The 12,471-nt window shown below is 58.1% G+C and carries 12 protein-coding genes and 1 tRNA gene; 8 read left to right on the top strand and 5 right to left on the bottom strand.

Going from position 1 to position 12,471, the window contains the following annotated elements; all coding sequences use genetic code 11:
* Positions 1–82: 82 nt before the first annotated feature.
* Positions 83–229, bottom strand: coding sequence for a hypothetical protein (locus tag AAIH70_RS00870; protein ID WP_165931991.1), 147 nt, complete (start codon positions 227–229; stop codon positions 83–85).
* 195 nt (positions 230–424) lie between these two features.
* Here AAIH70_RS00870 and AAIH70_RS00865 point away from each other — a divergent pair, with 195 nt between their 5' ends.
* The gene (locus AAIH70_RS00865; RefSeq protein ID WP_430033560.1) at positions 425–676 is read left to right on the top strand and encodes a hypothetical protein; all 252 of its coding nucleotides are present in this window, start codon (positions 425–427) and stop codon (positions 674–676) included.
* Between the two features lie 185 nt (positions 677–861).
* Here the strand turns inward: AAIH70_RS00865 and AAIH70_RS00860 are convergent.
* A tRNA-Cys gene (locus tag AAIH70_RS00860) sits at positions 862–935 on the bottom strand.
* Positions 936–1,268: 333 nt separating this feature from the next.
* A complete protein-coding gene (locus tag AAIH70_RS00855; RefSeq protein ID WP_132273393.1) occupies positions 1,269–1,562 on the bottom strand; it encodes a hypothetical protein in 294 nt (97 codons plus the stop codon).
* A 277-nt stretch (positions 1,563–1,839) separates the two neighbouring features.
* Here AAIH70_RS00855 and AAIH70_RS00850 point away from each other — a divergent pair, with 277 nt between their 5' ends.
* From AAIH70_RS00850 to exoR, 6 genes are all read left to right on the top strand, one after another.
* A complete protein-coding gene (locus AAIH70_RS00850; RefSeq protein WP_132273394.1) occupies positions 1,840–2,487 on the top strand; it encodes a protein-L-isoaspartate O-methyltransferase family protein in 648 nt (215 codons plus the stop codon).
* A gap of 159 nt (positions 2,488–2,646) precedes the next feature.
* A complete protein-coding gene (locus tag AAIH70_RS00845; protein ID WP_132273395.1) occupies positions 2,647–3,543 on the top strand; it encodes a PopZ family protein in 897 nt (298 codons plus the stop codon).
* A gap of 396 nt (positions 3,544–3,939) precedes the next feature.
* Positions 3,940–6,855 carry a valine--tRNA ligase gene (locus AAIH70_RS00840; protein ID WP_132273396.1) on the top strand — a complete coding sequence of 972 codons (2,916 nt, stop codon included), beginning with the start codon at positions 3,940–3,942 and terminating at the stop codon, positions 6,853–6,855.
* A gap of 330 nt (positions 6,856–7,185) precedes the next feature.
* Positions 7,186–8,466: an OmpP1/FadL family transporter gene (locus AAIH70_RS00835; RefSeq protein WP_132273397.1), complete on the top strand. Its 1,281-nt coding sequence runs from the start codon at positions 7,186–7,188 to the stop codon at positions 8,464–8,466.
* A 320-nt stretch (positions 8,467–8,786) separates the two neighbouring features.
* Positions 8,787–9,047 carry a hypothetical protein gene (locus tag AAIH70_RS00830; protein ID WP_430032773.1) on the top strand — a complete coding sequence of 87 codons (261 nt, stop codon included), beginning with the start codon at positions 8,787–8,789 and terminating at the stop codon, positions 9,045–9,047.
* A 3-nt stretch (positions 9,048–9,050) separates the two neighbouring features.
* Positions 9,051–9,845 (top strand): exopolysaccharide production regulator ExoR, encoded by a 795-nt coding sequence (exoR, locus tag AAIH70_RS00825; protein ID WP_132273399.1) that lies wholly within the window; start codon positions 9,051–9,053, stop codon positions 9,843–9,845.
* Between the two features lie 48 nt (positions 9,846–9,893).
* Here the strand turns inward: exoR and xth are convergent, their stop codons facing one another.
* Complete coding sequence (gene xth / locus AAIH70_RS00820) at positions 9,894–10,682, bottom strand: exodeoxyribonuclease III (RefSeq protein ID WP_132273400.1); 789 nt, start codon at positions 10,680–10,682, stop codon at positions 9,894–9,896.
* A 78-nt stretch (positions 10,683–10,760) separates the two neighbouring features.
* Entirely contained in the window at positions 10,761–11,090 is a 330-nt protein-coding gene (gene erpA / locus AAIH70_RS00815; protein WP_132273401.1) for an iron-sulfur cluster insertion protein ErpA, read from the bottom strand.
* Positions 11,091–11,235: 145 nt separating this feature from the next.
* Here erpA and AAIH70_RS00810 point away from each other — a divergent pair, with 145 nt between their 5' ends.
* Complete coding sequence (locus AAIH70_RS00810) at positions 11,236–12,453, top strand: deoxyguanosinetriphosphate triphosphohydrolase (RefSeq protein WP_132273402.1); 1,218 nt, start codon at positions 11,236–11,238, stop codon at positions 12,451–12,453.
* Positions 12,454–12,471 lie beyond the last annotated feature (18 nt).

Here is a 12,471-nt window from a genome sequence, read left to right as displayed (position 1 = left end):
GGAAGGCCCGCCTCGATGCGGTGATCGGTTCTTTCGGTGAGAGGTGGGTTTTACCACATGCAGCCGTTCTGTCCGCAAATCTTCACTTCGGCGGCTCTGTTATGCTCGAATGTGTGTCGATCTCACCGGTCCTGCCGGTCATCCATCGTTCGGTCGCAAAGACGGACACGAAGATGGCGAGGGTGATGAGCACAAGGATGGCGGCGGCGCGCGCGTGGTTGATTTCCATTCATCCTATATGGGATGCGCATGCGCGGTAACGAAGCGCCAATCGCAATTCTTTAAAATACGACGGCAGCGACTTCTTGTGAACACATTGAGCGTCTATGTGTTTGTATCGGCATTGCTGATGAGCACCGAAACTTTCGGAGTTCGCAATTGCCGCTGTCGCTTTTAGCCTTTGACCACGGATGTACTGGCACCGGTGTTCGAAGCGACGATGAGGAAGGTCGGTGCGGTTTCGCCCGGCCTTTTTTCATTTCCGGCGACCCGAAAGAAAATCATGAAAAAGACCGATGCGGCCCTGCTTCTCAAGAGAGCACAGCGACAGATCGCCAATACCAGCGCGGGCGGCCAGCTTGGCGGAACGAATAACGGCCAGGGCTACGACGCCAAGACCACAGGCGCGAACAACAACCGCGGCAGCAAAACGCGGCCAGCCGGCGGCAAGAAATAAGCACCCGTATGTGCCTGCAATGAAAGCCGCCTTCGGGCGGTTTTTTTATGGGCAGCAGGGCAGGTTCTTTTAATAGGGCGACTGTCGTCGGGAATGAATCCGGCTTGCAGCACGCCTGTAACGCACGATGTCTCGCATCGAGAGCCCCGAGAGGGGTATCTATTTGATTTTTATTGAGAAAATGTTGGAGGCCTCGCCGAGAATCGAACTCGGGTGCAAGGATTTGCAGTCCTCTGCGTCACCACTCCGCCACGAGGCCATCCGGTAGATAAAAGCGTGCGGTGAGGGGCGTTTAGAACGAATCTATGGGGCGCGCAAGCCCCTTCATTCTGAACATCCATCCTTTTTTCATGTTGCAGTCACGCGCGCCACCGGTTCGGCTTTGACGCAGGATTTTCGATATCTGCACCATTATGACACGCATCCCGGATTACTTTGCCTGTCAGCTGGTTCGCGTTGTGCGGTTGGCGGCCCGCACCGAAAACCGGTGGCGGCCCCGTGTTCGCATGTCCGCCCTCACGGGGTCATGGCGGCAATAGGTAGAATGTGAGTAAAAGAAAGAATAGTCTGCAGCGCCGGATAGGGCCGTGGCTTAGGTCTTCCCTTCGGTCCGCAGCATTTCGGCAATCATCGTGCCGAGCATGGTGTGCAGGTTTCTCGCGGTGCCGAGATCGAACCGCAGGCGGCTGGCAACCTCCACGATTGGCGATCCATTCAGGTCCATGATCGCCGAGCCAAGCGAAATATAGGCAATATTGTTGTGATGCCGACACTCGGTGATCATGTCGACGAACTTGACCGGTGAGCCATCATCACGCACCGACCAGAAATTATTGAGATGCGCTACTGTGTCTAAACTTTCGCGAAGGGCTGCGGCGTCTGGCATTTCTATCTCCTGAAAACATGACATCCTATCGCCATAAAGTTGAGTGGCCGTCCAGCGCATAGTGAATTTTACGTTAATGCCGACGGGGCGTGCCATCGCCGGGCTTTGTTACGGCGTGGCATATGCTTTTGCGCGCGACCGTCGGATCGAGGGTGGCGGTGGTGTTCAGGCACATTGGGCGAGTTTTTCTGCTCCGCCACGCACCATTGGCTTGAAAGCCGTCTGCACCGTCAGTAATACGGGGATCAGTTGGACCGCTTTTATGAGGCGCAGAAGCATGACCGATTACGAAAAAGCGCGGATCACCATGGTGGATAACCAGATCCGTACGACCGATGTGACGTCCCACTCGGTTCTCAAGGCGTTTCTCGCCGTTCCGCGTGAAGCTTTCGTGCCGGATGCCGTCAAGCCGATCTCCTATATCGACAATGACATTGAAGTGGCGTCGGGCCGTTATGTGCTGGCCGCTTCGCCTCTTGCCAAGCTTTTGCAGATGGCAGCCATCACCCGCGAAGATGCCGTGCTCGAGATCGGCTGTTGCACCGGCTACACGGCGGCCCTGCTTTCGCACCTGGCCGGCAGTGTAGTCACCATCGATAGCGACGCGGTGCTGGTAGAGCAGGCCAAGGCTTCGCTTGCCGGTTATGACAATGTCGAAGTGGCGGCCGGCGACATGGCAAAGGGCCATCATGCCGAAAGCCCCTATGACATGATCTTCATCAGCGGCGCTGTCGAAGAAGTGCCGGCGGCGCTGTTTGAACAGTTGCGCGATGGCGGTCGCCTGATCGCCGTTGTCGGCCACGGCAATTCTGCCTTCGCCACCCTGTTCACCAAGGAAAGCGGCGGTGTTTCTGCAACCCCGCAGTTCAACTCCTCCATCCGTCCGCTGCCGGGTTTCCTGAAGGCGAAAGAGTTCGTTTTCTGATCAATTGTCGGCGCGCAAGCGCTGAACAAATCTGTGCACGCGCAGCATGACTTGCCCGCCTTCGATTGTTTCGAGGCGGGCTTTCCCGTTAAAATGCCGGTGATTCGTCCTCGCGTAATCTGAGGCTCGGGATCGTGAACCGTCAGATCGGGGAAGAGTATGGCTCAGCCAAGCGTAGCGCGTGAACCCTCCATGGAAGAGATCCTGGCGTCCATTCGCCGGATCATCGAAAGCAACGAGCCTGTGGCCGAGGGTGCCACACCGCGCGACTTCGCCGATTATCGCGATGATGATCGCGTGACGGACGATGCCGGCGATATCGCTTTCGTGCCGGAAATGGCTGCGAACGATCCGGGTATCCCTGCTCACGAGACTGTGTCCGCCAGGCCCGCGCCGCAGGCCCTCGATTTCTCCGCCGAACCTTCCGCGCCTGCTCAACCGGTGCCGGAACGGTCGCTTTCGCTGGCCGACGTTGCCGCGCGCGTTCGCGCCGCGTCCGGTCGTGCGCCGGAAGTGCCGACTGAAACCCCTCGGGAAACCGTGAAGTCGGACGACCAGCCCGCCGCGCATGCACCGGTACAGACGGTTGCCTCGTCGGCACCGCGGCCTTTGCCGCGTCCCGTTCTGCCGCCCATTCCGGAACTCGGTGTTGCCGGTTTCAACCCGAATGAAGCTTCCGCCGAACCTGAAAGGATGCCTCGCATCGTGGAGTCTGCTGTCGAACCGACCATGCCGGAAATCACCTTTGCCGAGCCTGCGCCCGCATCCGAGCCCAAGGCGGAAAAGCCGTTTATCGAGCCGAAGGCCGAAAGCCTGCCGGCAAAGATCGAGGCAGCCGCCAACCTGATGTCGGCGGAAGCAGGCGCCCAGGTTGCCCGCTCGTTTGGCGAACTGGCCGACATGCTTGACGGTTTCAATCAGCAGTCTGTCGAGGAAATCGCGCAGGACATGCTGCGTCCGATGCTGCAGGAATGGCTGGACGACAATCTGCCGACGCTGGTCGAGCGTCTTGTGCGCGAGGAAATCGAGCGCGTGGCCCGCGGCCCGCGTCGTTAATCCGCCGCACCTGCCATTCAATATGGCCGCTCCGGTGACGGGGCGGCTTTTTTATTGACTATCGGTACCCCATCTCTTTAGAGCGGTTCATTGTTAAATGGAACCGGTTCTGCCGGAGCAGGTTTTCGTCGGGGCAGAGGCGATTGGCGAAGGGCATACCACCGGGTACGTGCGAGCCGATCGCCGCTGATCCCGGCGGAAAGATGCCCGGCCCTTACGGGTTGGCTGAAACGGGCCGGCTGATCGCATGGCCGGCTTGGCCGTATGCTTTGGCTACGACGCGCGCCGGCCATGCGACCATCCAACTCCGTTTGAGCCAACAGAACCGATTCCATTTAACAATGAACCGCTCTAACACCGCACCATCTCATTCATAAAAGAAAAACGGGTCAGGAAATGCTCGATAAAACCTTCGATTCCGCCGCCGTCGAACCAAAGATCGCAACCGCCTGGGACGAGGCGAATGCCTTTCGTGCCGGTGCCAATGCCAAGCCGGGCGCGGAAACCTTCACCATCGTCATCCCGCCGCCGAATGTCACCGGTTCGCTGCACATGGGCCATGCGCTCAACAACACGCTGCAGGACATCATGGTCCGCTTCGAGCGCATGCGCGGCAAGGACGTGTTGTGGCAGCCGGGTATGGACCATGCCGGCATCGCCACGCAGATGGTTGTCGAGCGCCAGTTGATGGAGCGCCAGCTGCCGGGGCGTCGCGAGATGGGCCGCGAGGCCTTTGTCGACAAGGTCTGGGAATGGAAGGAAGAATCAGGCGGCCTGATCTTCAACCAGCTGAAGCGTCTTGGCGCTTCCTGTGACTGGTCGCGCGAACGTTTCACCATGGATGAGGGGCTTTCCAAGGCCGTTCTCGAGGTTTTCGTCACGCTCTACAAACAGGGCCTGATCTATCGCGGCAAGCGTCTGGTCAACTGGGACCCGAAATTCGAGACGGCGATTTCCGATCTTGAAGTCGAATCCAAGGATGTCGACGGCCATATGTGGCACTTCAAATACCCGCTGGCCGGCGGCGAGACCTATACCTATGTCGAGAAGGACGCCGACGGTAATGTAACCCTGTCCGAGGAGCGCAATTATATCTCGATCGCCACCACGCGCCCGGAAACCATGCTGGGCGATGGCGCGGTTGCCGTTCATCCGTCCGACGAGCGTTATGCGCCGATCGTTGGAAAGTTCTGCGAAATCCCGGTTGGCCCGAAAGAACATCGCCGCCTGATCCCGATTATTGCTGACGAATATCCCGAGCCGGATTTCGGTTCGGGTGCGGTCAAGATCACCGGCGCGCATGATTTCAACGACTATCAGGTCGCCAAGCGCAACAGGATCCCGCTCTATCGTCTGATGGACACGACCGCATCCATGCGTGACGATGGCGAGGCTTATGCCGTTTACGCGGCCAAGGCGCTCGAAATCGCCAAGTCCGGCGAACTGCCAAGCGAAAGCGATGTCGACGAGATCAATCTCGTTCCGGAAGAATATCGCGGTCTCGACCGCATGGTCGCGCGTGCGAAAATCATCGAGGCTATCAATGCCGAAGGCCTTGCCGTCACGGTCAAGGATGCCGAAGACAACGATATTCCCTACGTCGAGAAGAAGAAGATCACGCAGCCGTTCGGCGACCGCTCCGGCGTCGTCATCGAGCCGATGCTGACCGACCAGTGGTTTGCCGACGCCAAGACGCTGGCCGAGCCGGCGATCGCCTCTGTTCGCGAAGGCCGCACCAACTTTGTCCCGAAGAACTGGGAAAAGACCTACTTTGAATGGATGGAAAACATCGAGCCGTGGTGCATCTCGCGCCAGCTCTGGTGGGGCCATCAGATCCCGGCCTGGTATGGCCCGGATGGCCAGTGCTTCGTCGAAAAATCAGAGGAAGAGGCGCTCGACGCCGCCGTTCAGCATTATCTGGCGCATGAAGGTCCGTGGAAGGCCTGGGTTCAGGAAAAGCTCGAAAACTACGAGCCGGGTTCGATCCTGACGCGCGACGAAGATGTTCTCGATACATGGTTCTCGTCGGCGCTTTGGCCGTTCTCGACGCTCGGCTGGCCGGATAACACGCCGGAACTGGCGCGTTATTACCCGACCAACACGCTCGTAACCGGTTTCGACATTATCTTCTTCTGGGTTGCCCGCATGATGATGATGGGCCTGCACTTCATGAAGGATGAAGAAGGCAATGCGGTCGAGCCGTTCAACACGGTTTATGTTCACGCGCTGGTTCGCGACAAGAACGGCCAGAAGATGTCTAAGTCCAAGGGCAACGTCATCGATCCGCTGGAACTGATCGACGAATACGGTGCCGATGCACTGCGCTTCACGCTGGCCATCATGGCGGCGCAGGGTCGTGACGTGAAACTGGACCCGGCCCGTATCGCTGGTTACCGCAATTTTGGCACCAAGCTGTGGAACGCGACGCGTTTTGCCGAGATGAACGGCGTCAAGCGCGATCCGCATTTCATTCCGGACGCCACGACGTTGACGATCAACCGCTGGATCCTGACCGAACTCGGCATCACCATCCGTGACGTCACCGAGGCGATCGAATCGCACCGCTTCAACGAGGCAGCATCTTCGCTCTACCGTTTTGTCTGGAACCAGTTCTGCGACTGGTATCTCGAGCTTCTGAAGCCCATTTTCATGGGCGAAGACGAAGCCGCCAAGAAGGAAGCGCAGGGTTGCGCCGCTTATGTTCTCGAAGAGATCTACAAGCTGCTGCACCCGTTCATGCCGTTCATGACGGAAGAGCTGTGGGCGCATACCGACAGCCGCGACAACTTGCTGTGCCACACGGACTGGCCGGCGCCGGAATTTGCCGATGCAACTGCGGCCGCCGAAATCAACTGGCTGGTCGATCTCGTTACCGGTCTGCGCTCGGCCCGTTCGGAAATGAACGTGCCGCCGTCGGCAACCGCTCCGCTGATCATGGTCGGTGCGAGCGAGCTGACACAGGGCCGCCTGCAGCGCCATGATGCCGCGATCCGTCGTCTGGCGCGTGTTGATGCCATTTCGCTGGCGGACGCGGCGCCGAAGGGCGCTGCACAGGTCGTGATCGGCGAGGCGACCGCCTGCCTGCCGCTTGGCAGCCTGATCGACTTTGCTGCGGAACGCGCACGGATCGAAAAGACGCTTGGCAAGGTCGATGCAGATATCGCCCGCGCCAAGGGCAAGCTGTCCAACGAGAAGTTTGTCGCCAATGCAGATCCGGAAGTGGTTGCAGCGGAACGCGAGCGTCTGGCCGAGCTTGAGATGCAGCGTGCGAGCCTGCTGACGGCGTTGCAGCGTTTGAACGAGGCTGACTGAGTCGGTTCAGCAACCCCTTGGTTTTGAGTGAAAAAAGGCGCGCTGCCAGGCAGCGCGCCTTTTGCGTTCCATGGAAGGCGTGAAATGAGCATTCTGTTGCCGCAATGACACGTCCACCTTTGGTTGCGTGAAATCATTCTAACGTAACAGGTGAAATTTGCTGAATGTTAAAACTAAATTCCGCAGAATGTGTCGATATGGCGCTCTGTTGAAAAGCTTACGTCAATTTTTGGGCGTAAGCGGCGATATTCCTAATGTCACGGAAAGTTGTTATTTGGCAGAGACTGCATCACACTGATTCCCATCACTTGCTGGGAGGAGCGGGTTCTCATGACGTTCAATAAAAAAACTGCCACGATCGTTCTTGCTGCCAGCGGTTTGCTGGCCGTGCAGGCACCTGCTTTTGCGAGCGGCCTTGAACGAGGTGGTTATAATATCGATTTGCTTTTCGATCCGTCTTCAGTGGCTGCGGAGACAACGGCTACCTTCGTTATGCCAAATCGTAAGGTTAAAAATGTCCGCGATACGGTCGCCGGCGATGGTCCGCTGAATACGCTCGGTTATTCCAACTCAGCCGATGAAACGGACGATTATTGGTCGCCGCGCATCGGTATCAAGGCTGGCATCGGCGATGCTGCTGACTGCATGTTCGATTACTCGCAGCCATTTGGTGCCCATACAAATCCGGGGGCACGTTGGGCTGGTGCCAACCAGAATATCGAAACGAAGGTCAATAGCCATAGTTACGCGCTGACCTGTTCCTATCGTTTTGATATGGGACCCGGACAGTTTCGCGTTATCGGCGGCGGCAACTATCTGAAGATGGACGGGTTCAAAGAGCGTCTCGTTGTCGCTCCGGAATTGTTCAGTCTGCCTCCTCTTTCGACGTTGGGCCTCTCTGGTTCAGGTGTTGGACGCCTCGACCTCGAGGGCGACGGCTGGGGTTGGCGGGCCGGTGTTGCCTACGAAATTCCCGAATACGCGTTGCGCGCGAGCTTGATGTATTACAGCGAAGTAAAGCTGGATGACATCACGGGAGCCGTAGACTTGAGGGGAGTGCCGGCTGCACTCGGAAGCCCCCTGCTTGGCAGCATTGTGCCCGGTGCTGGAACTGTCATCCCTGTGACCGGATCGACGGCGATGCCCGATTCGGTCGAATTGAAGGTTCAGTCTGGCATCGCGCCGGACTGGCTTGCCTTCGGTTCGGTCAAATGGGTCGACTGGAGCCAGCTCCAGACAATCCCGTTTTATGCCGCCAATGGCGCGCGGGTGACATCGCTTGATCTGGGGTACCAGGATGGCTGGACGATTACGGGAGGTATTGGCCACAAGTTCAACGATCAGTGGAGTGGCGCTGTCAGCCTGACTTGGGATCGCGGCACCTCGACCGGCTATATGGCTCAGACCGACACTTGGCTAGTCGGTGCAGGCGTATCCTACGCGCCGACAGAGCATGTCGAAATCAAGCTCGGTGGTGTGCTGGGTATCATGACCAGCGGCAGTTCCGGTCCCATTCAGATCAACGGCGCGACCTATGGCAACGAAGCAATCTATGACTTCGACAACGATCTTGTTGCCGCTGTTTCGACCTCGCTTAAAGTAAAGTTCTAAAACTGGGACTTATCGGTCTGAAAAGAATGAAAGGCTCGGCGCGTTGCCGGGCCTTTTTTATGTGAAAAAAATGCTGACAGATAATCGCGATCACTCGTATAAATGTGACGATTTGGCAACATCTGTCTGCGACGATCATCGTCAGCATCTTTGTGGTGGAATTTGTCCATTTCCCGCCACAAACAGAGCGCAGCGATAGTTGCAACGGAATTCACGGACCTCGGGGGCGGGGCTCGTAGTCGGGGAAACATGGGCGGTTATTCGAAAGAAATGCCATTGAATCAAGGCTTGCAGGCATCTGCGCGCCGTGGGGGCATTTTATGCTTGCTAATGCGGTTCAGGGCCGCAGTCTTGCCGAAAACCATGATTATTGTTTTGCCGATCGAACAGCATTGCAGCTCCCCTGGAAGGTGCCGGTTGATGAAGACCGTAGCTATCCCGGGCAAAGGGGCCAGAGTGTGTATTGGAGTATCGGCATGAGCATGGGATGGGACTGTGGACCCGCTTTGGGTGCAGCCGCCGCTTTAAAGCAGCGCGGAATTTCGCTGCGTGCGAAAATCAGCACGGTGGAAGAAGTCTGACCCATGCTGAAGACTGATACACGCTCTCTGAGGGCTCTTTTCATCGGGCTCGTTCTTGCGTCGACGGCGGCAGTGCCGGCCTTCGCGTTCGACATCAATGCCGGCGTCAACAAGGAATCAGGTCCTTTCGATCTCTTCAAGTTCGGCTTCAAGGCCTACAAGAACGGTCAGAAGAAGGATGCTGTCGAAGCCTATCGTTATGCCGCCGAAAAGGGCCATACCGGCTCGCGCTGGGCGCTGGCCAACATGTATGCCTATGGCGACGGCGTGGTGCAGAACGATTTCGAGGCTTTCAAGATCTATAGCGATATCGCCAGCCAGGGCGTAGAGCCAGGCTCGGAAGATACCGGTTTCTTCGTCAATGCTCTGCTTTCGCTGGCCGGCTATTATCGCGAAGGGATTGCTGGAACGCCTGTGAAGGCCGACCTCTATCAGGCCCGCCAATTGTATTTCCAAGCCGCATCCGCATTCGGTGTGGCCGAGGCGCAGTTCCGGCTTGCCCGTATGATGCTGGCAGGCGAGGGCGGCCGTGCCGACGTGCAGCAGGCCAAGAAGTGGCTCAATCAGGCCCGCAAGAGCGGCCATGCCGGTGCCATGGCAGTGTTCGGCAATGTCCTCTTCGATGAAGGCCAGACACTGCGCGGCCTCGCTTTCATGACGGCAGCGCTTGATCGCTGCAGCAAGAAGGATTGCCCGTGGATGCAGCAGTTGCAGGAAGACGCGTTCTCCCTGTCCACGGAAAACGACCGCCGCAATGCCGTCGCCCTGGCTCAAAATCTTGAGCGCAGCGGCGACTGAGGCCTCTATTTTTCAGGAAATCCGTCCGCTTTTGCCTTTAATGGCCTATCAGCCGAAATCGAATTCGGCTGATACCGGCACGTGGTCGGAAGGTTTTTCCCAGGCGCGCGTGCTCTTCTCGATCGTTGTCGATTTCAGGCAGTCGCTGGCTTCCGGCGACAGAAGCAGATGGTCGATGCGGATGCCGTTATTCTTCTGCCAGGCGCCGGCCTGATAATCCCAGAACGTATAGAGTTTCACGGCATCGGTGGTAGCGCGCACGGCGTCTGTCAGGCCGAGCGCTTCGAGGCGTCGGAAAGCAGCGCGGGTCTGCGGCAGGAACAACGCGTCGGTGGCCCAGGCGGCCGGATCAAAACAGTCGTGCGGTTCGGGGATGACATTGTAGTCACCGGCCAGAATCAACGGCTCTTCCAGCTTCAGCAGATCGGCAGCGTGCAGACGCAGGCGCTCCATCCAGGCGAGCTTGTAAGGATATTTGACCGGATCGTCGGACGCGTTGCCGTTCGGCAGATAGATCGACGCGACGCGGATGGCCCCCGTTGGAACCGAAAACACCGCCTCGATGTAACGCGACTGCTCGTCGCCATCATCGCCGGGCAGGCCACGGATGACTTCGTCAGGCTTGATCTTGGACAGGATCGCGACGCCGTTGAAACCCTTCTGGCCATGGGTTTCGACGTGATAACCGAGCGCCTCGATTTCCAGACGCGGAAACCCTTCATCGACGGATTTGATTTCCTGAAGGCAGGCGATGTCAGGAGCAGATTCGGTCAGCCATGCGCGCAGGTTGTCGATACGTGCCTTGACTCCGTTGATGTTCCAGGTCGCGATTTTCATGGGCCAGATCTTCCTTCCGTTCGGGCCTTTTTATCGCAAGGCCCGCGCATTGGAAGGGAAAAGACTTTCAGAAGCCAGTCAGATGGCGAAACTCGTGCCGCATCCACAGCTTGCGACGGCATTCGGATTCTTGATCTGAAATGACTGGCCGAGCAGGTTGTCGACGAAATCGATCTCCGAACCGGCCATGTAGACGAGCGAAAGGCTGTCGACCAGCACCTTGGCGTCGCCCTTGGCGATCACGAAGTCGTCGTCCAGCTGATCTTCGACCAGATCGAACTTGTAGGAAAAGCCGGAACAGCCGCCGCCTTCCACGGAAACGCGCAGCGCCTGCTTGCCGGCATCGGCGCTGACGATCTGGGCGATGCGCTTGGCGGCTGCATCGGAAAGGGTGACATCGTTCTGCATTTCGGGCTCCTTCCGGATTAAAGGTCCGGCGAGATTGTCATCATCAGCATTACAGCTTGTTGCACTATAGGTATGAAGGGTTAAATGACACGTCAATGCTTCGTTGATGCGTTTACTGCTTCGTGCCGTGTTGGAAGGCTTTTGAATGACGATCGATACACGCAGTCTGGGGTTTGGAAGCGGGGAGAGGGCGATTTTCGCCGCCGATCCGTGGACATCCCGTGGCCGGCTTTTTCCCGAAACCGGCAGCCTGACGCGCTCGGAATTTCAGCGCGACCGCGACCGCATCGTCCATACCACGGCGTTTCGTCGACTCAAACACAAGACACAGGTCTTCATCGGCGTCGACGGTGATCATTATCGCACCCGGCTGACCCATACGATAGAGGTGGCGCAGATTGCCCGCGCCTTGGCGCGTGCCCTGAAAGTGGATGAGGATCTCGCGGAAGGTGTGGCGCTTGTTCACGACTTCGGCCACACACCTTTCGGTCATACCGGCGAAGATGCGCTCGACGAGATGCTGAAACCCTATGGCGGTTTCGACCACAATGCCCAGTCGCTGCGCATCGTCACCAAGCTGGAGCGTCGTTATGCGGATTTCGACGGGCTGAACCTGACCTGGGAGAGCCTTGAGGGACTGGTCAAGCACAATGGCCCGATGATGACCAAGGCGGGCGAGGGTATCAAGGGCCCGGTGCCGCAACCGATCCTTGATTATTGCGAGATCCACGATTTGGAAATCGCCAGCTTTGCCAGTCTTGAGGCGCAGGTGGCGGCGATTGCCGACGATATCGCCTACAATACTCATGACATCGATGACGGCTTGCGGTCCGGCTTCCTGACGTTGGACATGCTGGAGGACGTGCCGTTTCTGGCTGCCATGATGCGCGAGGTGCGCGACCGTTACCCGAACCTCGAGACGAGCCGGTTCGCTCACGAGATCATGCGCCGGCAGATCACCCACATGGTCGAGGACGTCATCGGCGTGGCGCAGGAGCGGCTGGCAAATCTGCAGCCGCAGAGTGCGGCGGATATTCGCAGCGCCGATCTTGCGATCGCCACCTTTTCCACAGAGATGGCCGAGACCGACCGGCAGATCAAGAAACTGTTGTTCAGCCGTATCTATCGCCACCCGGATATCATGCGCATCCGCGCCGGTGCCGCCGAGATCGTCTGCGACCTTTTTCGCGCCTATATGGCGGCGCCGCAGGAGATGCAGAGCCATTACTGGGTCAGTCAGATGCCCAACCTCAGCGAGGCGGCGAGGGCGCGCCATGTCGGCGATTATCTGGCCGGCATGACCGACACCTATGCCGTCAAAGCCCACCAGCGCCTGTTTGACCGCACTCCCGAATTGCGTTAGGCACCCCGCCACATGAAC

Origin of the sequence: Neorhizobium sp. BT27B (genome assembly GCF_050455485.1) — a bacterium.
GTDB lineage: Bacteria > Pseudomonadota > Alphaproteobacteria > Rhizobiales > Rhizobiaceae > Neorhizobium.
Note: the sequence above shows the minus strand (reverse complement) of the source record. Positions and strands in the feature narration are given on the sequence as shown.

Bases quoted from the DNA above. Each gene is read 5' to 3' on its own strand.
- AAIH70_RS00870 (WP_165931991.1), bottom strand. From the start codon at position 229: ATGGAAATCAACCACGCGCGCGCCGCCGCCATCCTTGTGCTCATCACC.
- AAIH70_RS00855 (WP_132273393.1), bottom strand. From the start codon at position 1,562: ATGCCAGACGCCGCAGCCCTTCGCGAAAGTTTAGACACAGTAGCGCAT.
- AAIH70_RS00850 (WP_132273394.1), top strand. From the start codon at position 1,840: ATGACCGATTACGAAAAAGCGCGGATCACCATGGTGGATAACCAGATC.
- AAIH70_RS00845 (WP_132273395.1), top strand. From the start codon at position 2,647: ATGGCTCAGCCAAGCGTAGCGCGTGAACCCTCCATGGAAGAGATCCTG.
- AAIH70_RS00840 (WP_132273396.1), top strand. From the start codon at position 3,940: ATGCTCGATAAAACCTTCGATTCCGCCGCCGTCGAACCAAAGATCGCA.
- AAIH70_RS00835 (WP_132273397.1), top strand. From the start codon at position 7,186: ATGACGTTCAATAAAAAAACTGCCACGATCGTTCTTGCTGCCAGCGGT.
- AAIH70_RS00830 (WP_430032773.1), top strand. From the start codon at position 8,787: ATGCTTGCTAATGCGGTTCAGGGCCGCAGTCTTGCCGAAAACCATGAT.
- exoR (WP_132273399.1), top strand. From the start codon at position 9,051: ATGCTGAAGACTGATACACGCTCTCTGAGGGCTCTTTTCATCGGGCTC.
- xth (WP_132273400.1), bottom strand. From the start codon at position 10,682: ATGAAAATCGCGACCTGGAACATCAACGGAGTCAAGGCACGTATCGAC.
- erpA (WP_132273401.1), bottom strand. From the start codon at position 11,090: ATGCAGAACGATGTCACCCTTTCCGATGCAGCCGCCAAGCGCATCGCC.
- AAIH70_RS00810 (WP_132273402.1), top strand. From the start codon at position 11,236: ATGACGATCGATACACGCAGTCTGGGGTTTGGAAGCGGGGAGAGGGCG.